This window comes from Bradyrhizobium sp. CB3481 (assembly GCF_029714305.1).
In the GTDB taxonomy this organism is placed as follows: Bacteria; Pseudomonadota; Alphaproteobacteria; order Rhizobiales; family Xanthobacteraceae; genus Bradyrhizobium.
This window is the reverse complement of the sequence record NZ_CP121647.1, coordinates 6,250,763-6,269,622: the sequence shown is the minus strand read 5'-3', so window position 1 is coordinate 6,269,622 and position 18,860 is coordinate 6,250,763. Positions and strand designations below refer to the sequence as shown.

Sequence of the window (18,860 nt, the reverse complement as noted above, 5' to 3'; positions counted from 1 at the left end):
CCGGGCGCAAGGGGGGCGGAATCGATGGGAAGGGGTGTTTCGCCGAAACGATCGGTCAAGCCGCCGCGGCCGTCCTACATTCTCGACGAGCAGATCGGCTTCATCCTGCGCCAGGTCTGGCAGCGCCATGCCACCATCTTCGCCCGCGAAATCGGCATCAACCTGACGCCGACGCAATGGGCGGCCGTCTCGAAGCTTGCCGAGACCGGGCCGTGCTCGCAGAACCTGCTCGGGCGGCTGACGGCGATGGACGTCGCCACCATCAAGGGCGTGATCGACCGTCTCACCGCGCGCGGGCTGACCGAGACCGGCCCCGACCCCGACGACGGCCGCCGCCTGCTGGTGAGCCTCACGCGCGCTGGCCAGCAGCTCGCCGAGAAGGCCGCGCCGAACGCGCTCGCGATCACGCGCGAGACGCTGGCCCCGCTGGATGCCAAGGAACGCGAGACGCTAATCGCACTGCTCGACAAGCTGCGGTGAAGGTCCGCGCTAGAGCTTGACGTAGACTTGATTGCGACCGCGAAGAAGCTGCGCTCCCTCTCCCGCTTGCGGGGGAGGGCTGGGGTGGGGGTGCCTCTGCGGGCGACACTGCCCGAGTGGAGAGAGCCCCCACCCGGCGCTTCGCGCCGACCTCCCCGCAAGCGGGAGAGGTGAAGCGCGGCTGCGGCTAAATTCATCTAACCAAAAATTATCACGCGCTAGCTAGATCAGGCTGAGCACCAGCGCGATCGCGCCCACCAGGATCAGGCTGACTGCCCAGATGGTATCCAGATTGAACCAGCTCTGCGAAATGAATTTGAGACCGAGATAGCGGTAAGCGAGCCAGGCGCAGCATCCGCCGGCGGCGATCATCGCGGCGGCGTGGACGATGGCGACCAGCACGGCCATGCTGAGATTGGCGTTGATGAGCGTGCCGGCAGCCGCATGGCCGCGGTCGAGATCGGTTTCCCGGCAAAGCCCGAGATAGATCGGCACCAGCATCAGCGCCGCGCCATGCGCGAGCGCCACCGCGAACGACCACAGCCCCAGTTGCGCCGGCGAGATCCGCGCCAGCGCTTTTGGATGGCGCCGGTTGGCCAACCTATAGAGGCCAAATCCGATGACGAGCAGGCCGGCGCTGATCTGGATGATGCGCTGCCATTCGACGAGGGCTATCAGCAGCGCGAAGGGAAGCAGCACCAGCAGCATCGCCAGCAGATGGCCGGCCGCGAGCGGCAACAGCGCCGATGCCAGCGCCCGCGGGCTCCTTTCCATCAGTCCGGCGGAAACGGCGAGCGGCCAGCCCATTCCCGGGTTGACGCCGTGATAGAGGCCGCTCGCGATCACGGCCAGCCAGAGCCAGGCCGGTGTCCAGTCGGCTGCGCTCAACGTCAGGCCGATGGATAGCAGAACGAATCCGTCGAACAGTCGCCGCCGTCGAGCCGGATCTGATGCGCGCGGTAACCGTCGGGGAAACTCACCCAGTAGTCTTTCGCCAGTTCGAGGCCGCCGTCCGGCGACGCATTGGCCATCACCTGCGCGCCGGGAACGCCACCGGGATAGAACTGGTCATCCCACGTCGAATATAGCGAGTTGGTCCAGTACACCCGCTTGCCGTCACGGCTGATCTCGACCATCTGCGGACCGCCGCCAAACGCCTTGCCGTTTGGATGCGGCGTGCGTCGCGCGATGCCGCCGATATGCACCGAGCCGGCGAGCTTCGGCTTGCGCGGGTCGCGCACATCATATTGCCGCATCTCGCCGGTGGCCCAGCAGGCGACGTAAAGGAACTTGTCGTCCATCGACAGGTCGATGTCGGTTACAAGCGGCGGCACGGCGCCGAAGCCCTGCAGCAGCGGCGGCAGTTGGTCCTTCTCCGCCGGCTCGGGCGGGATCGTTGCCGTTTTCTCGATGTGAAACTTGCCGCCCTCGCGCCACCAGGTCCAGATCGAGCCTTCGAGATTGGTGGTGTCGACGACGACGCCGAGGAAGCCGTATTCGCGTGCCGGATCGTGCGCGGGACGCACCTCCAGCGCCATCTGGTGGTTTGCGCCGAGATCGATGGTCTGGACGTTGCGGCGGGCGCGCAGATCCCAGAAGTGGATGCGATGGCCGTATTTGTTGGACAGCAGATCCTCCGGCACGATGCCGTTCTCGAACTGCGGCGGCAACGCCCACTCGCTCGTCACCATGTAGTCGCGTGGCAGATTCCACCAGAAATCATAGTGCAGGGTTTGCGGACCGCGATCGAGCTCCCACCGTCCGAGTACCTCGAACGTCTCGCAATCCATGATGAAGACGCCGGGCGGTCCGTCAGTGCCGTTCTTGCCGGCGCCGCCGAGCGTGGAGATATAGATGCCCTCCGGGCCGCAATGAACGGTGTGCGGCCGCGAATATCCGGTCTTCCGGAAAATCTCCTCGGGCTCGATGATCTTGTGAATGGCCGCCTTGGTGGGATCGGGCTTGGTGTCGACAATGTAGATGCGGGACGAGCGCATGCCGGGAATGATGAGGTAGCGGCGTTCGAGGAAGGCGTGTCCGGTCAGCGGCGACAGCGACGACGAGCAGGCGTTCCAGCCGAAATGGTGAAACTCGTCGCCCTTGTTGGGCATCGTCACGGTGTGAACGACTTTGCCATAGCTCGAAGAGCCCGGCTTGACGTCGATCACGGCAAGCGCGTCCGGCTTCGAAGCGTCCGGGCTGAGCAGCACGGTGTAGGCGAAGCTCTCCGGCGGAGCTTCCATGGCAAGTTTTGGCGAAGCGTGAAACGTGGGGTCGGGCCGAATGTTCATCGTACTGCCTCCCTGTTTGCCTCATGGTCAGCAACACGGCGCAGCGGCACGCTGGCGGCAGGAAATCACCGGGCGCTAGACCTTCTCTCGCGAGTGCCGCCGGCCGGGGTTTGCCGATCGACAATACATCGCAACAAGGCGAGGCGAAATAACGACGCGTCGGCGCCCAGCCGCGCGTCCGACGCGGCTGTGCGCTGCATCGGAACCTTCGGCGAATTCAACGGCCGGATGCGGAGATCGCTCGTCCTGGAGCCTGAGACCGGGAGACGAGCGGAAATATTGTTACGGTTGACCGCACACGGAATGGTTTGATAACATCGTTATCATGAACAAACCCGCAGCTTCGCCAAAAGACTGGTCGGACGTCGTGAAGGGCGCCAAGCGCGAGCTTTTGCTGCGCGCCGCGCGCGACGAATTCGCCGAGCAGGGGCTTGAAGGCGCCACCATGCGCGGCATCGCACTTCGTGCCGGCTGCACCACGGGGGCGATCTATCCGCTGTTCGACAGCAAGGAGGCGATCTATGCCGAGCTGCTGAAGCAGTCGCTCGCAGCACTCGATGCTTTCGTCGCCGCGGCTGTCGCGGCCGCGCCGACGCCGGAAGCGCAGGTCGAGGCGGCCTGCGGCGCCTTCCTGGGCTACTACCTCGACCATCGCTTCGAGATAAATCTCGGCCTCTACGCCTTTCGTGGCCTCAAGCGGCAGGGCGTCGGCAAGCCGTCGGATGACGAGCTCAACCAGGCGCTCTGGAAGGTGTTGGAACGCATCGCGGTGCCGCTGACCGAAGTCCGCGGCCTCAAGCCCGCGGAGGTTCGGCCATGGGTGGCGTTGCTCACCAGCCAGATGATCGGCGCGCTGGTGCTGCAGATCGCGGGCCGGCTCGATTTTCTCGATACGGGCGCGCAGGCGCTGCTTCGCATGATGCTGGCGCAATGCTTATCCGATGGCGCCGCGTCAAAGGGCAGAAAGGTCTCACGTACCAAGAAACAGTAAGGGAGGTGGCGACATGGTTCGGATCGAGAAGCAGGGCGCTGTGTGGACCGTCATTCACAGCCGGTTTGCCGAGGCGCGCAATGCGATGGACCCCGACAGCGCGGACGCGCTGGCGGCAGCTCTCAAGGAATTCGACGCCGACGCTTCAGCCAGCGTCGCCGTGCTGTGGGGCGAGGGTGGCGCGTTCTGCGCCGGCTGGGATCTCAAATTCGCCAGCACGCTTTCGGATCGCGAAGCCTTTCAGCGCCATGTCGTCGACGGCCTGGCGTTTCCGACCGGCGCCAATCCGGCACCGCGCGGCCCGCTCGGGCCGACACGGTTGGAGCTGTCCAAGCCGGTGATCGCCGCGGTGGAAGGACCTGCGGTTGCCGGCGGCATGGAGCTGGCGCTGTGGTGCGATATCCGCGTGATGGCCGATAGCGCCTATTTCGGCGTCTATTGCCGGCGCTGGGGAATTCCGCTGCTGGACGGCGGCAGCGTGCGGCTGGCGCGGCTGGTCGGGCAGGGACGCGCGATGGAAATCATTTTGACCGGCCGCAAGGTCGCGGCGGATGAGGCGCTGCGCATCGGCATGTGCGAACAGGTGGTCGAGACCGGTGGTGCGCGTGCCGCGGCGGAAGCGATGGCGCGGGAGATCGCGCGGTTCCCGCAGGCCGCCGTGCGGGCCGATCGCCGCTCCGTGGTCGAGACCTATGGCCTGCCGGTCCGCGATGCGCTCCGGCAGGAATGGACCAACGGCGTCGAAGCCATCTTCAAGGAAGGCGCCGCCGGCGCCGCGCGCTTTGCCGCCGGCCGTGGCCGCCACGGCGATTTCGCCAAGATCTAAATCCGATCAAGAGGGAGGCCGCCATGGCCAAAGTCCTTTACGAGCGCGACGGCCGCATCGCGCGTATCACGCTGAACCGGCCGGAAGTGATGAATGCGATCGACGACGAGCTGCCCGCCGCACTTGCGGATGCGGTCTCGCGCGCCGACAATGATCCGGGCGCGCATGTCATTGTATTGGCGGGCGCCGGCCGCGCCTTCTGCGCCGGCTACGACCTGACCGCCTATGCCTCGGGCGATAAGGCCAACCGCTACACCCAGGAAATGCCGTGGGATCCGATGAAGGATTACTCGGCCATGTCCGACAACACCACCAAGTTCATGAGCCTGTTCCGCTCGAAGCGTCCCGTCATCTGCAAGGTGCAGGGCTTTGCGGTCGCCGGCGGCTCGGACATCGCGCTCTGCTCGGACATGATCGTGATGGCGGAAGACGCCCGCATCGGTTATCCGCCGGTCCGGGTCTGGGGCTGCCCGACCACGGCGATGTGGGTCTATCGGCTCGGGGCCGAAAAGGCCAAGCGGATGCTGTTCACCGGCGATAAGATCACCGGCATTGAAGCCGCGGCGCTCGGCCTCGTGCTGAAAGCCGTCCCGGCTGATAGGCTGGACGAGGAGGTCGATGCGCTGGCGCATCGCATCGCCACCGTGCCGCAGAACCAGCTGATGATGCAGAAGCTGATGGTCAACCAGGCGCTCTATAATATGGGCCTGATGGGCACGCAGATGATCGCCACCGTGTTCGACGGCATCACCCGGCATTCGCCGGAGGGGCTGAACTTCAAGCGGCGCTCGGAGGAGATGGGCTGGAAGCACGCGGTCGACGAGCGCGACCAGGGCACCTTCGACTGGACCACCAATCAGCCGATTACGGAGAACAGGTAGTTCGAAGCAAGAATTCATCCCGGTACAGTGCGCGCCGCTCTATCTGATCGTGATGGTAATTTTCTGCGAGACCACCGGAGGATTGAACGGATAGTGGCCGGCGTCGCCCAGCACGAGCTGGAGCGTATGCTTGCCGGGTGGGAGCTCGATCCGGGCTTCGGTCTGGCCGGCGCCAAAATGGAGGTGCGATTTGTCCTGCGGAATCTCCTCATTGGGATTGAGCGGCTCATTGACGTCGATCAGAAGGTGATGATGGCCGGCGTTCGGGTAATTGTCGCCGGCGTGTGTAACGCCCATGTTGCGCAGACCAAAGCGGCACCAGAATCCGCCTTTGATGACGGCGCCGTTCTGCGGCCACACGAAATACAGAAGGGCATCCTTGTGGGCGGGCTTTCCCTGGGCGTAGGCGGCGAACGGCAGGCAAGCGAGCGCTGCCGATAGAGCGATCCACTGCAACGCCTTCATGACTGCCTCGCAATTTCCTCAAGGAGATAGCGCAACGCGGAACCCGTGCGTGGGATATCGCACGTTGGTGTCGTAGCTACCGCGATTTGCCGTCCGGGCGTAATTGGAGTCTTTCCTCCAGGATCCGGAACGGATGACGTGCGAGGAACAATCATTCTCGGTCCACGCTGACCCGTCTGCCGGCGCGCCCTGATAATTCTTGTGCCAGCAATCCTCGACCCATTGGTCGACGCTGCCGCCCATATCAAACAGTCCAAAAGGATTTGGCTTCAGGCTGCCGACCTTGGCCGGCTGGTCGCTGACCGGGATATCGCTGCAGTTCTTGCAATTGACCATGCCGGTCTGAAACTGATCGCCCCACCAGTACCTGGTTTGTGTGCCGCCGCGCGCGGCGTATTCCCATTCGGCTTCGCTCGGCAGGCGATATTGTTTTCGCGTGGCTTGCGCGAGCCATGTCACATATTGCCTGGCGTCGGTCCAACTGACGTTTGTAACGGGTGCATCGTCCTTTCCGGTTGCTGTGAATCCACATGCCTTTGCGGCGGCGCAGGCATTCCATTCCCGCACCGAGACAGGAAACTTCCCCATTGCAAACGGCTTGATCATCACCTGACGGACCGGCTTTTCGGAGATGTCTTCATTGCTGCCCATCATGAAGCTGCCACCGCGCAGGGAAATCGTCTCGGGTTCTGGAATAGGCGCGGCGGCCTGCGTCGTCGGAGGAGTTGCGGGAGCTGCCGGCGATGCGGGCGGCGCAAGCGGTGCCGCTTGTTTCTGTGCTGGAGACACCTCCGGACGAGGCGTTGCCTGTTGTTGAGTTGGCGCCGCGGGAGGAGAGCGAGAGGGCTGGGGCGGCTGCGCTGGTGATTTCGTGACAGGCGACTTCGGCACCTCTGCAGGCGATGAAACGGGAGCTGACGCCTGATTCACTGACTTGCGCGGTTGCCAGACGAGGTACCAGACAACGCCGCCGGCGATAATCAATAGTGCAAGGCCGAGCAGGAAGAGCAGGAGACGTTCGCGCCAGTTCCGACGTTGTTGCAGTGCCGCCGGATCGGGAAGCACGCGATAGACGCGCACGGGATCGGTGATGTTCTTGACCTTTCGATCACCGAGCGACTCGTATCCGCAAACCAGCTTATGCTTGATCTGTTCGTAGATGCCGCCGGAAATGTAGACTTCGCCGGCCTGGGCTATGCCTTCGAGTCGCGTCGCGATATTGACGCCGTCGCCATAGACGTCATCGGTTTCGATGATGACGTCGCCGAGATTGACGCCGATCCGATATTCGATCCAGTGATGCTTGGGCAGCGATGTGTTGCGGCCGACCAGGTTTTGCTGGATCACGATGCTGGCCCGCACGGCTTCGACGGGGCTGTCGAAGATGGCGATGAAGCCGTCGCCCGTGGTTTTGACGAGCCTGCCGTGGTGTTCTTTGATAGTGGGTTCGATGACTTCGCGCTCGAGCCGCTTGACGCGCTTGTGCGTTCCTTCCTCGTCGATTTGCATCAGGCGGCTGTAGCCGGAGATGTCGCCTGCCACGATGGCGGCAAGACGCCGCGGCATTGGCTCGCGTGGTTGCTCACCACCGCGGCCCGACTTGATGTCTCGGATCTGGGCCATGGTTCGGATTGATTTCCTCGAGCTGTTGCAATTCCAGCGTTAGGCAAACAATCTTTCCAGCACGCGCAGCGTATCATGCCGCATGTTCGCCGCAAAGTCGCCACACGCGGGTTCCATTCCAGCCGGCAAGACCGAGTGTGAGTGTAATCACGCAACAATAGACGGATCGCTGCGGTGCGTATCCAAATCAGCGCTGGGCATCGGCAGCTAAAGATCTACCTCGTTGCGATCATCGCAAGTGTGAACAGGCGCACAGTCTGAGAGATGCCAGCTTCTCTTGTGGCAGGCGGTGATCAACTCTGCCCCGGCCATCTGGCACGGTAACGGATTTCGCTGCCGTCGCTGTTGGCCTGCCACGGCCCGAGCTCCCGCGAATGCGGTGCCTTTGCCGAGAGGCCGATGAGATAGAGCCGGTCGGGCTGGCCCTTGATCCTGATTTGCAGTTGCCGATGCGCGGTGCGGAAGGCGAGTTCGACATGGCCCGCGATGACCGGCCTGTCGTCATCGCGGCGGAACAGATCGGGGCGTATCTCGCCCGGCATGGTGTTGAGATCGGTCTGCAGCTCGGCCGCGATGTCTCGGGGAGAATTGGGCAGTGCGGCACCTGGCGGCAGTCGAACCTCAAACACGAGCAGCGGGTTCGGCGCGTTCGGATTGAGCCAGGGCGTCGCCGTCGTGACGGCATAGACATAATAGGCGGTGCCTCCCAAGGCGCAGAGCGTGATCAAAACCGCAAATGCGTTCAGGCTGTTGCGCAAGAGTCCGTCGCCGTTTTCTCCGCCGCGCAGCCGTCTTGCCAGCGCCGTGCCAAGCAGCAGGCCGCCGATCGCGCCGCATGGCGCAAACACCAATAGCGCCAGCATGCCTGATGCGATCGGATCGGCCCGATTGCCGAAGCTGGCCAGCTCGAGCAACAACAGCGTTGCGACAAAGCCGGTGACCGCGCCGACGACCCCGCCGGCGACTTGCAGCGAATTTTTCAAAATTTTCCTCGAAGATGTGGACAGCGGCCATCAGGCCAGCCCGCATTGGTCGCGATGCGCGGTAATTCGTTCATCGCTTTCGAGGCTGAATGTGACTTTTCACACGCGCCCCACGCGCATGTGATGGGTCACTGCGCCCGGAAACAGCGCGCCTACCTGAATTCTTGCCCATATTTGAGAGCGATCGCGTTGATTTGCTTCCGCGTCAATTCTTTTCGCGGTTCGCCGGGTCGGCTGCAGGTTTCGCGAAAGAAACCGTCGAGGCCCGGCGGCACCATGACCCACAGGAGAACCAGTTCTTGATCTGGACTACTGAAGCCATGCCATGTGTTCCTGGGTATGAAAATCGTTCCACCTCTTTCGCAATGATGAGGCACATCGTTGAGTGTGACCGTGCCACTGCCTTCCAGAACGTAAAACGCTTCTTCCCTGTCGAGGTGTCGGTGAACCGGAATGCCAGAGCCCTTGGGTAGCTGCTGCGTACCCAGTCCAAGATGGTTGGACCCCTCTACGTGGTCGACCTTGATGAAGATGTTGCCGCCATCACGGAAATGGATCAGGTGCTCACCTTCTCCGACACCAAGCACATAGCCCTGCGGCCGCGGGTTGTGCGACGTCGCCTCGATCTCCTTGCTATTTGGCATCGTGTGCTCCATTGGCCGATATTCGACAATGAAAAGGCTACTATAGCGGAATGCTGGACCACGAGCGGCGCTGGGGGGCAAAGGCGACTTTGGGTCACAAGCGGCGGTCCAACCGCTCAGCTCGTCAGGTCCGCTTCTCCTCCGAAAGGGGCCGTGGCGGCCGCTCATAAGCAGTTCGGCTGAGGGCCACATGCGGACTACGGCCGCCTCGCCTATAGCGGCGGCACATGAGCACAAATCTCGAAGACAATGTCTTGGATAGGGCGAGTTGCATCGATGCGGAGGATGGGGCACGTCAACGTGCTAAACCATTCTTCGTGGCTCGATCGGGTGCGCGCGTTTGCGGTGCCATCGTCGTATCACGCAGCAGTCGCATATAGCTCCAGCGTGTTGGCGTGGTTCCACCCGTTCGGAGCAACGACGCTTGGCCCGAACTGCCGCTCTTGACGCAGTCGGAGGCGCTCTAGCCTAATCCCCGTGGGCACATCTAGGAATGCAATGAGGTTGATCGACGGCACGATCTCAGGCGCCCAGGCCTGGATCTTACCGGAGCTAAATACCCAGGCGTCACGATCCAGAAATAGCTCTTGCATCAGTCGGACACGATCTTGCCGAGGGCGAGGCTGTCGGTAAGGCGGGTTTGTGGGAATCCAATAGAAATCGTCGGCGTCGAAGTGCGGTATCGCAAGATGGGTGGCGAGTGCACGACCGATGGTCGTAGTTCCCCCGCCCGGCGCACCGGCGACGTGGATTCTGCGAAACGGCAGGCGCTGTTCCTCGGCTGTTGTCATCACCGCGCATCCCCATTCCTTTGTTGGACGTCGCTGACTAAGCAGACGCACTCGCACGGCGCAAGGCGAACTGTCCACTTCGGCTTTGGGTCAACCAGGCGTCCCCGCCAATCCATCGGGTGCTGGTCCGCTCGACCGCATAAACCGGACATCTGCGCGCTCGTCACGCACGTCGGCAACGGGTTGCGCCTTTTTCTAAAACCGTTCAAACCGCCGACAGAATGTCTGCTACGCGGTTTTCGTTTTTACGACGGATCGCAGTAGGGATACGACTGCAAAATCAATGTAAACGGCGAGGAACGTGGCAAGCGCCAGCCAAAGAAAAATTGGCTTAAAGGTATCCCAGCCGAAGACTCCGGTGGAAGACCGGAAATAGGCAAAGAGTAACGTCAACCCCACAACAAGAAGCATGCACAATGTTGCAAAGTACTGCTTAGCAGTAAGGGCAAGATCGTAAGAGATTGTCAAATTGACGATATAAATGATGTGCACCGCAAGTAAGACGACCAGCGTCGTTATTAGAGCGGCGCGCGCGTCATTGAGCGAGAAGAGCGCTCCTCCCCACACCGCGGCGACTGCTATGTGATGCAAGACCATCGAGCGGTACACCAGCCCCTTATGTGCGTCGTTGAATTCTCTGAAAACGTACATCTCTGTGTGACCCCAATAAGCTTCGCGTGTGGTTGATCCGACTGCAGCAGCTTCCCCCTGCGCGGGTGAGCAAGTTGGCATGAAAACTTTCAATCAACCTTTAACTGCATAGGTAAAATCTGGCGTTCCGTCCGCTATGGGTCACAAGCGGCGGTCCGGCCGCCCATCTCGTCAGGTCCGGTTTTCCTCTGAGAGCGGCCCTTGCGGCCGCTCAACGGCAGTTCGGCTGAGGGCCACAACCGGAAATCAACAGGACCATGCCAAAGTCATGGCAGTTTGTCGGAGGCCACAGCCTGATGCGCTTTTTCGCTTTGCGTTGATTGCGGCGCTTCAAACCCGATTCAGCGTCCCGGCCATAGCGCCAATAATCGATCCGGTGAAAAAAGAAGAACTAACCATCATGAAACTGTCCGTCACAGAGAGAACAAGCTTGTCTTGAACAAAGTGAGAGACAATCAACCCCAACAGCATGCAGATCAGCCCGCAGCCTGCCGGCCAACACGCACGCCGCAGAACTGCGAGCTTCTGGGCCGGGCCAAGCAGATCAGAGTTCCGTGATAGATTCCAGGATCGGCGAAACGACACCTCGTAACCCAAGGCTACAACGAATAGGCAGGCAGTGAGGAAGTAACCTGACATTGCACTTGCTGCCGACTGTTATCATCTCGAAGGACATAGGCGAGACAATAGCGTGGATTGATTATCTCAACCTTAAGGAGATAGCGAAGAAGAAGCTGTATCGGGAAACTATTCCGAACTCGTCAGCGAATTCCGCTTTGGGTCAGCAGGCGAAGAACTCAACCTGAGCAATTCTAGTCCGCTATGCCCCACTGAGCAGACCTCAATGAGAGCTGCGGCCACTTCGCTGATGGGCCACGAGCGGAAGTCGCCACTGCTCGGTCGTCGCAGCCCCGAGAGCGCTAGCTGCGACGATCATTCGGGCAGCCCAAGTTACCGCAATCCTGCGTATCGGCGAACCTCAATCCCTGACTCGGGATGCGCGGATAATCATGCCGGTAGCAGGTCGACGATACGCATGATCGCGACCGTTGAACCGACATTTTCGAGATCTTCGCCGATGCCTTTCTTGCAAGTCCAAACATCACCCTTCTTCGCAACAAATTCCATGCCCTCGGTTTGCTTCACCCGGAGTTCGCCCTCGGGTACGTGGCAAACCATGTCATTGGGCATGGACGGGTTGGAAGTCTTTGCGCCTGGCTGATAAACGACATCGCGCATCGAGACTGTTTTGTAGCTCGGGATCATCGACTCGCGCTTACCCCAAGGTTGGATGCTTACGCCTTGTGGTAGCTTAGTTTGTGCGGAGGCTGATGTTCCCGCCGCGAGCACGGCAGCGGTTGCAAAACCCAGTGATAGCGCTGATCTCCTGTTGATCTTTGTCATCGCTGCTCCTTTGGGCGTTTCGGCCCTTAGGCCTATCCTTAGGGCCTTGGTGTGCAAACTACACTGGATGTTCAGGCGAAGCGCAACCATAGACTTGCAGGCGGGTGGCTAGTGCAAGACTAAGGTACAAGGAAACGTCCGAATTGGGTCACAAGCGGCGGTCCGGCCGCTCATCTCGTCAGGTCCGGTTCTCCTCTGAGAGCGGCCTTTGAGGCGGCTCAAAGGCAGTTCGGCTGAGGGCCACATGCGGAAGCTCAACCCGTGAAAGGGTCCGTTTACCAGCATCTCGATCTCGCTTCGAAAGCCAACTCGCCATGGTCGCATGTCGATATCAACATTGGTACTCTTAGTGGATGGCAAGGGCGGTAATGCTCAAGGCTTTTCGAGGTGTGTGCCTGATTTGCTTATGCATCTTGGGAGGTGCCGTTATCGTGGCACTCCTAGAGTTTGTCGCTTATCCCATTCTAATGAGATCAACTGGGTGCGGTTGGACCGAGGGACTGCAGAGGTTCACCTGCGGAGACAGTTGGGTCGGCCATTCGATCGCAGTTGCCCTCAACCTGCCGATACTATTCTCCTCCGCGCGAACATTTACTCTTTTCGGGGCCAGTGCATCGTTTGGTCGAGAATTCACGCTTTTGCTCTACTTGTTCGACATTATCTTCATTCTCGCTCTGACCTATCCTCTCCTGATCCTCTTTGCGCGGAAAAGCGGTCGGCGTAGCAGCTAGAATCGCAATGGGTCAAACTGAGAAGTCCGGGCGTTCGACCGGCTGGTCGGCTTACCCCCCAGCTCCGGACATGGCATTGCACCGAGCAGACTGACGCTTTGGGCCACTTCCGGATATCGTGTCCAGTCAGCTACTTGCGTCCTCGAAAGGTGTCGATCTCCTCCTTGGACAAGATGTTGTCCCGATCTGTATCGACCAGTCGGAAGATGCGCTCAATGGCTCTATCGAACTCTTCGCCCGTAACTGACCCATCACGATCTTCATCCATGGAAAGGATCGTGCTCATAATCGAACCGCCGAGGCTGTTAGGTGGGACCGGCGTTTGACGGGCGAATGCCAGCATCTCGTCCCATTCGATCCGGCCGTCGCCATTGCGATCGGCCCGCGCAAGTCGCACGACATCTTGCTCGATGCGCTGCTTTAAAGATTCCTCGGAATCCCCCCCCCCGCTCGGAAAAATATAGGCATGGCGCCGAATACGCCGGCTCACGCCCATAAGGATCTCGTCACGAGTGACTATGCCATCAAAGTCGAGATCATAACGCGCCAACTCCTCAAGCACCGGGCGCCAGACGCCCACCGGCAACGCCTCGTCCTGAATGCGAGCGTCGGCTTGGCTAACAGTACCGTCCATGTCGATGTCGGAGCCGCGGAACTCCTGGCGCGCGTGACTGATGACTCCCTGTAAGCGCGTGCCCGGAGCTACCCCGGAGATGAAATAGGCTGCCGGATCGAGCGGCGCCTGCTGCGCGGCTGCGGCAACCAACGGCGCTGCGAGGGACCAGGCAACCACTGCAATGCAGAAACGAGAAAAGGCACGGTTCGTTCTACCAGGTGACATCTGCATTCCTTACCGCTCGGCATCGCCAGATAGCATTGCGTCGGATGTCCGCCCGGGTCAAAAACGGCTCCGGTCACATGGTTGTATAGAAGAGATGTGTCAACCGAAATCAGGCCGAATGCTCAATTTTGGATGAAGCGGGTGAAATGTCCGAGATGGGTCAAAAGCGCCGATCTGAGCCTTAGCTGGCGACTTCCGGTCTACGCTCGACTCTCGACCTCCCCCGCGCCGCGCAAACCGGATCAAAGCTCACAACTGTAGGAAAAAAGCTCACAGACGATGTCGGATTGGCGGACCTCTATGCGTCCTAGGGTCGCAACAAGGAGACCAAACTATGCCTGAACAGGCCAATGCCGAAGAAGCCCTGATCAAAGCCCTGCTTGAGGGCTGGGCAGACGCTGTCCGCCGTCACGATCTTCCCACGATCCTCGCGCATCATGATCAAGAAATGGTGATGTTCGATCTGCCGCCGCCGCTTCAATGCAGAGGCGTTGAAGCGTACGCCCAGACGTGGGACCTGTTTTTTCGCTACCACAAACCCGGCACAGCCTTTGACTTCCGAGAACTCGCCATTACTGCGGGCGGAGAGGTCGCCTTCGCAGTAGCCATCGTGTGGTGTGGACCCGATTCGTCCAGCAACCCCATGGACAAGGACGGTTTTCTTTTCAGGCTCACTGTGGGATTGCGCAAAGTCGATGGCAACTGGCGCATTACGCACGAGCATCACTCAGTGCCCGCTATGGACTGATTCCGCCGGAACGTCGGGTGTGGGTCTCAAAAGCGTCGTTTTCATCGTCCGACGAAGACTTCCGGTCTACCCTGGTGAACGGACATCGCCAGGGCCGGTCGGCATGTCTCAAACGGGCCGCATCCGGACTCGCGCACCGCAGCACAAGCCGACATCAGCGTCTTCTCCGACTTCGGACTGAACTGACAATTTCTTTCGCCGCGTCCTGAAGCTCGCCGAGATGCCGGGCCGCAAAGGCCTCGATGGAAAAGGCGGTCTTTAGCCAGAGCATGTTGATCGCGCCGAGGACCCGCTGCCCATCGCGCAGGGGAACCGCGATCGAAAACAGACCATCCGCATGCAGGGGACCACCATAGTAACCTCCGGTATGCGTGGCGTCGCGGGTGCCATAGCCGCGCGTGCGAACCTCGGCGAGGATGCTGCTCAAGCGCGCCGGCTCTCGCGCCAACCGATCCTCAGGCTTGCTGGAGCTGCGCAACAGATCGACAATGCGCTGTCGCTCCTTGACGGGACAATACGCGAGATAGGCGCGGCCGACTGCCGAATGCAGCCAGTTAACCGGCAACCCGATGCGCTCCTGCTGCAACAAGATCGGGCTTCGCGCCCGCGTTGTCTCCCGAATTTCCATGTGGTCACCCGCCGGCACCATCAGGTCGGAGGGCCAGGAAACCCGCTCGCACAGTCGCTCCAGGATCGGAGCCGCGGCTTCCGCGATGCGGTCGCGATGTTCTCGACGCGAAGGCGCATGCGAAAGCGTCGCGCCGATGCGATAGCGGCCGTCGGCAAGCCGTCGCGTGACCAAGCCGGACCGGGCCAGCGTGTGGAGGATACGGAGCAGGCTCGGCTTGGAGATGTTGGTGAAGACATGCAGTTCGTGCAGCGACGAGTCGGGCTGCATTTGCAAGGCCTGCAAAACGAGAAGGCCCCGCTCCAGGCTCTTGATGACTTTCGGACCTGCCATTGCCTGCTCGCCTCGTTTCACATTGTGGAATGTACCGTTCCACAATGCGGAATGCACGTCGATTCTTCTGGCAAAACGCCACCGTCACGTTCAAAGGTAGGGTGCCTGCAGGTTGCGACTTGGAATCGAGATTTTCATCGTTGATGGAGACTTCCATGAGATCCCGCCTGTTTCACCGCACGACCTCATTGTCGCTCGCGACGCTGGCCCTGCTCGCCTCGAGCCTGCAAGCATCCGCGCAGACATCCTTTCCGACCGGCACGGTACGCTTCGTGGCGCCGTTTTCGGCCAGCACGCCGCCTGACATCATCAGCCGCATCGTATCGAAGGAATTGGCGGAATCGGAAGGCTGGCGGGTGATTGTCGAGAACCGGCCGGGCGGTGTCACCACCATCGCGGCGACCGACGTCCTCACCCAGCCGGCGGACGGCAACAGCCTCTATGCGATGTCGGTGCCGTCGGTTGCGGCGCCGTCGCTGGTGCCTAACATCTCGTTCGATCTCGGCCGGGATTTCGACCCGGTCATCAAGACGACGGTTTCCTACAACGTTCTGGTGGTGAATCCGTCGGTGCCAGCGAAGACAGTGGCGGAGCTGGTGACGCTGCTGAAAAGCCAGCCCGACAAGCTGACGTTCTCTTCGGGCGGGTTCGGCACGCCCGCGCATCTGATCGGCGAGCAATTCAAGCTGCAGACAGGCACGCGCGCCCAGCACGTTCCCTACGCGCAATTCCCGCAGGCGATCGGCGACCTGCTCAACGGCACCAACGCCTTCATGTTCATCACCATGTTGCCGGTGGTTGATCTGATCAAGAGCGGGAAGCTGCGGGCGCTCGCGGTTACCGGTCCGAAGCGTGTGCCGATCCTGCCTGATGTGCCGACTATTGTCGAAGCCGGCTACCCTTCGCTGGTCGTCGAGGACTGGACCGGCTTCGCCGTCAGGCATGGCACTCCGAAGGAAACAGTTGCGCGGCTCAATGCTGCGATCAACAAGGCACTGCAGAAACCCTCGGTGCGCGAGGCGCTGGCAAAGATCGGTGCCGAGCCGGCGGGCGGCACGCCTGAGCAATTCGGCCGGCTGGTTGGCGATCAGGTCGCGCACTGGCACGATGTCGTAGCCGGCATGAAGGTCCAGCAATAGTGCCATCGGATTTTCGCGTGACGCTGCTCGGGACGGGGACGCCAATCCCCCGCCCCGATCGCTTTGGCCCGAGCACGCTAATCGAGGCGGGCGAGCATACGATCCTGATCGATGCCGGCCGCGGCGCCGCTATCCGCTTGTTTCAGCTCGGCGTTCCCATCGGTCGGCTCGATGCGCTGTTGCTCACGCATTTTCATTCCGATCACACGGTCGGCATTCCTGACCTCTGGCTGACGGGCTGGCTGAGCTCATATTTCGGCAACCGCCAGCGCCCGTTCAACGTGATCGGCCCGGTTGGCACAGCCAAACTGATGCACCACCTCGAAGCGGCCTACGCCCACGACATCGAGATCCGCGTCGAGGATGAGAAGCTGGCACGCGAGCATGTCGCGATCACGGTGAACGAGTTTGCGGAGGATGGCGTCGTCTATCAGACCGGCGATCTGCGCGTCATAGCTTTCACGGTCGATCATGGCGACGCCATCAAGCCGGCATATGGCTATCGTATCGAATACCGCGGCCGCATGGCCGTCATCTCCGGCGATACTCGCTATAACGCAAACGTGCTCCGCAACGGCGAGGGCGCTGACTTGCTGGTACATGAGGTCGCAATGGCGCCGCCGAGGCTTCTGGGTCAAGCCGACATCCAGCGCATCGTCAATCATCACACCTCGCCACAGGAAGCTGGACGCGTGTTCGCGAAGACGCGGCCTAAACTCGCCGTATTCACGCATCTGGTCATGCTCGCCAGTGACTCCGTGACGGCACCGAACGTTGACGATCTGATCGCGGCAACTCGCGAGACGTATGCCGGACCGCTTGTTGTCGGCGAAGACCTGATGAGCTTCGAGATCGGCGAGACCATTACGGTCAGAAATCTAAAATCTGTCCCCTGAGACGTCGGCTTTGGGGTCAAAAGCCGGCGTTGAAGTCGCGCTGAGCTACGTCGGGTCTACCCCCACGAGCCGACGTGCCGATACCTCCATCGTCAGCGTGCATCAGCATGGAGCCCGTATCACAAGGAACTGGCGCCAATTGATAGGTACGTCAGCCGGCGGCTTGCCGAGCAGCACTTATTCGAATGACCAAGCAGCTATCAATGCCCGCTGACGATCTCCGGCACTTTCCCGGCGGGCGGCGTATTGCGGCTGCGCTGGGTGCGGACGATACCGTCGATGATGGTCATGCCGATGCCGGGGAGGTCGCCGAGCTGGACGCTTTCCAGGATGTTCTTGCCGGGTGAGTGCTGCGCCTTGTCCATGAGGACGAAATCGGCGGAGCGGCCGACCTCGATGAGGCCGCAGTCGAGCTCGCGCATCCGCGCGGTATTGCCGGTCGCCAGGCAAAAGGCGAGTTCGGCCGGCAGCTCGCCGAGCGAGGACAGCATCGAGACCATGCGCAGGATGCCGAGCGGCTGCACGCCGGAGCCGGCCGGCGCGTCGGTGCCGAGGATGACGCGGTGCAGATCGCCCATCTCGCGGGCGGTGCGCAGCGTGAACAGCGCCGAACGCTCATTGCCGTTGTGAACCAGCTCGAGCCCGCGCTTGCAACCCTCGCAGATGCAACGGATCTGGTCGTCGGGCAGGGCGGTGTGGCCGCCATTGATGTGACCGACCACATCGGTGTCGGCTTCCAGCACCACGTCCTTGTCGATCAGGCCGGAGCCGGGGATCGAGGGACCGCCGGTGTGGATCGTGCTCTGGATGCCGTATTTGCGCGCCCAGCCCACCATCTTGCGCGCGGTCGGGCCGTCCTTGACGCCGCCAAGCCCGACTTCGCCGAGCAGCTTGACGCCGGCCGCGGCCATTTCCTTGAAATCGTCCTCCACCATCTCGCATTCGATCACCGGCGCGCCGGCATGAACCTTCACCCCGCCGGGGCGCAGCGTCCAGAACGCGCGCTGCGCGAAGATCGCCATCGCCTTGAGGCCGACGACGTCGCGGGGGCGGCCGGGCATGTGGACCTCGCCGGCCGAGATCATGGTGGTGACGCCGCCATGCAGATAGCTGTCGATCCAGTTGATCTGGTTCTGCCGCGGCGTCCAGTCGCCGGCGACGGGGTGGACATGGCTGTCGATCAGGCCCGGCGCGATAGTCGTGCCGTTGGCGTCGACGATCGTGGTGGCGCCCTCGGTGTTGACGTCCTTGAAGCGGCCGATCGCTGTGATTTTGCCGTTCTCGGCCACGATCGTATCGCCGTCCAGGATCGGCTTCTCCAGCGCCCCCGACAGCATCAGCCCGATATTGCGGATCACCAGCTTGCTCGGACCGGTCGCCTGGGGTGCGTCGTGGGCCATGGTTTTTCCTTTTGCTTCAATGCCTTCGGGCGACATTCTGCCCGGCTTGACGATCGGATCAAGCTGGATTATTCATTCGTATACGAACGATCGTATACAAATGATGTCGCCGGT

The 18,860-nt window shown here is 61.4% G+C and carries 18 protein-coding genes and 1 pseudogene; 8 read left to right on the top strand and 11 right to left on the bottom strand.

Features of this window, described 5'->3' with window-relative positions:
- Positions 1-24 precede the first annotated feature (24 nt).
- Positions 25-480: a MarR family winged helix-turn-helix transcriptional regulator gene (locus QA643_RS30490; RefSeq protein WP_283029364.1), complete on the top strand. Its 456-nt coding sequence runs from the start codon at positions 25-27 to the stop codon at positions 478-480.
- A 222-nt stretch (positions 481-702) separates the two neighbouring features.
- Here the strand turns inward: QA643_RS30490 and QA643_RS30485 are convergent, their stop codons facing one another.
- Both QA643_RS30485 and QA643_RS30480 read right to left on the bottom strand, forming a co-directional pair.
- The gene (locus tag QA643_RS30485; protein ID WP_283029363.1) at positions 703-1,368 is read right to left on the bottom strand and encodes a hypothetical protein; all 666 of its coding nucleotides are present in this window, start codon (positions 1,366-1,368) and stop codon (positions 703-705) included.
- A gap of 2 nt (positions 1,369-1,370) precedes the next feature.
- Positions 1,371-2,771, bottom strand: a complete 1,401-nt coding sequence (locus QA643_RS30480) for a selenium-binding protein SBP56-related protein (protein ID WP_283029362.1) — start codon at positions 2,769-2,771, stop codon at positions 1,371-1,373.
- A gap of 325 nt (positions 2,772-3,096) precedes the next feature.
- Here QA643_RS30480 and QA643_RS30475 point away from each other — a divergent pair, with 325 nt between their 5' ends.
- The 3 genes from QA643_RS30475 to QA643_RS30465 are packed head-to-tail and all read left to right on the top strand — an operon-like array spanning position 3,097 to position 5,469.
- The gene (locus QA643_RS30475) at positions 3,097-3,762 is read left to right on the top strand and encodes a TetR/AcrR family transcriptional regulator (protein WP_283029361.1); all 666 of its coding nucleotides are present in this window, start codon (positions 3,097-3,099) and stop codon (positions 3,760-3,762) included.
- Positions 3,763-3,775: 13 nt separating this feature from the next.
- The gene (locus QA643_RS30470; RefSeq protein WP_283029360.1) at positions 3,776-4,588 is read left to right on the top strand and encodes a crotonase/enoyl-CoA hydratase family protein; all 813 of its coding nucleotides are present in this window, start codon (positions 3,776-3,778) and stop codon (positions 4,586-4,588) included.
- 23 nt (positions 4,589-4,611) lie between these two features.
- Entirely contained in the window at positions 4,612-5,469 is an 858-nt protein-coding gene (locus QA643_RS30465; protein WP_283029359.1) for a crotonase/enoyl-CoA hydratase family protein, read from the top strand.
- A gap of 39 nt (positions 5,470-5,508) precedes the next feature.
- Here the strand turns inward: QA643_RS30465 and QA643_RS30460 are convergent, their stop codons facing one another.
- The 7 genes from QA643_RS30460 to QA643_RS30430 form a co-directional block, all read right to left on the bottom strand.
- Positions 5,509-5,934, bottom strand: coding sequence for a DUF4399 domain-containing protein (locus QA643_RS30460; protein ID WP_283029358.1), 426 nt, complete (start codon positions 5,932-5,934; stop codon positions 5,509-5,511).
- Between the two features lie 18 nt (positions 5,935-5,952).
- Positions 5,953-7,557: an SUMF1/EgtB/PvdO family nonheme iron enzyme gene (locus tag QA643_RS30455; protein ID WP_283029357.1), complete on the bottom strand. Its 1,605-nt coding sequence runs from the start codon at positions 7,555-7,557 to the stop codon at positions 5,953-5,955.
- A 293-nt stretch (positions 7,558-7,850) separates the two neighbouring features.
- Positions 7,851-8,540, bottom strand: a complete 690-nt coding sequence (locus QA643_RS30450; RefSeq protein WP_283029356.1) for a hypothetical protein — start codon at positions 8,538-8,540, stop codon at positions 7,851-7,853.
- 152 nt (positions 8,541-8,692) lie between these two features.
- Positions 8,693-9,184 carry a cupin domain-containing protein gene (locus tag QA643_RS30445; RefSeq protein ID WP_283029355.1) on the bottom strand — a complete coding sequence of 164 codons (492 nt, stop codon included), beginning with the start codon at positions 9,182-9,184 and terminating at the stop codon, positions 8,693-8,695.
- A 1,019-nt stretch (positions 9,185-10,203) separates the two neighbouring features.
- The gene (locus QA643_RS30440) at positions 10,204-10,719 is read right to left on the bottom strand and encodes a hypothetical protein (protein ID WP_283029354.1); all 516 of its coding nucleotides are present in this window, start codon (positions 10,717-10,719) and stop codon (positions 10,204-10,206) included.
- Positions 10,720-11,634: 915 nt separating this feature from the next.
- Positions 11,635-12,030, bottom strand: a complete 396-nt coding sequence (locus tag QA643_RS30435; RefSeq protein ID WP_283029353.1) for a hypothetical protein — start codon at positions 12,028-12,030, stop codon at positions 11,635-11,637.
- 861 nt (positions 12,031-12,891) lie between these two features.
- A complete protein-coding gene (locus QA643_RS30430; protein WP_283029352.1) occupies positions 12,892-13,608 on the bottom strand; it encodes a hypothetical protein in 717 nt (238 codons plus the stop codon).
- A gap of 328 nt (positions 13,609-13,936) precedes the next feature.
- Here QA643_RS30430 and QA643_RS30425 point away from each other — a divergent pair, with 328 nt between their 5' ends.
- Positions 13,937-14,350 (top strand): nuclear transport factor 2 family protein, encoded by a 414-nt coding sequence (locus QA643_RS30425; protein ID WP_283029351.1) that lies wholly within the window; start codon positions 13,937-13,939, stop codon positions 14,348-14,350.
- 154 nt (positions 14,351-14,504) lie between these two features.
- Here QA643_RS30425 and QA643_RS30420 read toward each other — a convergent pair whose 3' ends face one another.
- Positions 14,505-15,332 (bottom strand): IclR family transcriptional regulator C-terminal domain-containing protein, encoded by an 828-nt coding sequence (locus QA643_RS30420; protein WP_283029350.1) that lies wholly within the window; start codon positions 15,330-15,332, stop codon positions 14,505-14,507.
- A 134-nt stretch (positions 15,333-15,466) separates the two neighbouring features.
- On the opposite strand from QA643_RS30420, the gene QA643_RS30415 reads away from it, so the two are divergent.
- The 3 genes and pseudogenes from QA643_RS30415 to QA643_RS30405 all read left to right on the top strand — a co-directional run.
- Positions 15,467-16,450: a tripartite tricarboxylate transporter substrate binding protein gene (locus QA643_RS30415; RefSeq protein ID WP_283029348.1), complete on the top strand. Its 984-nt coding sequence runs from the start codon at positions 15,467-15,469 to the stop codon at positions 16,448-16,450.
- Positions 16,451-16,467: 17 nt separating this feature from the next.
- Complete coding sequence (locus QA643_RS30410) at positions 16,468-17,346, top strand: MBL fold metallo-hydrolase (protein WP_283029347.1); 879 nt, start codon at positions 16,468-16,470, stop codon at positions 17,344-17,346.
- Positions 17,347-17,425: 79 nt separating this feature from the next.
- Positions 17,426-17,530, top strand: a pseudogene (locus tag QA643_RS30405) (IS5/IS1182 family transposase); the annotation flags it as partial.
- 16 nt (positions 17,531-17,546) lie between these two features.
- Here QA643_RS30405 and QA643_RS30400 read toward each other — a convergent pair.
- Positions 17,547-18,746, bottom strand: coding sequence for an amidohydrolase family protein (locus tag QA643_RS30400; protein WP_283029346.1), 1,200 nt, complete (start codon positions 18,744-18,746; stop codon positions 17,547-17,549).
- Positions 18,747-18,860: the final 114 nt, after the last annotated feature.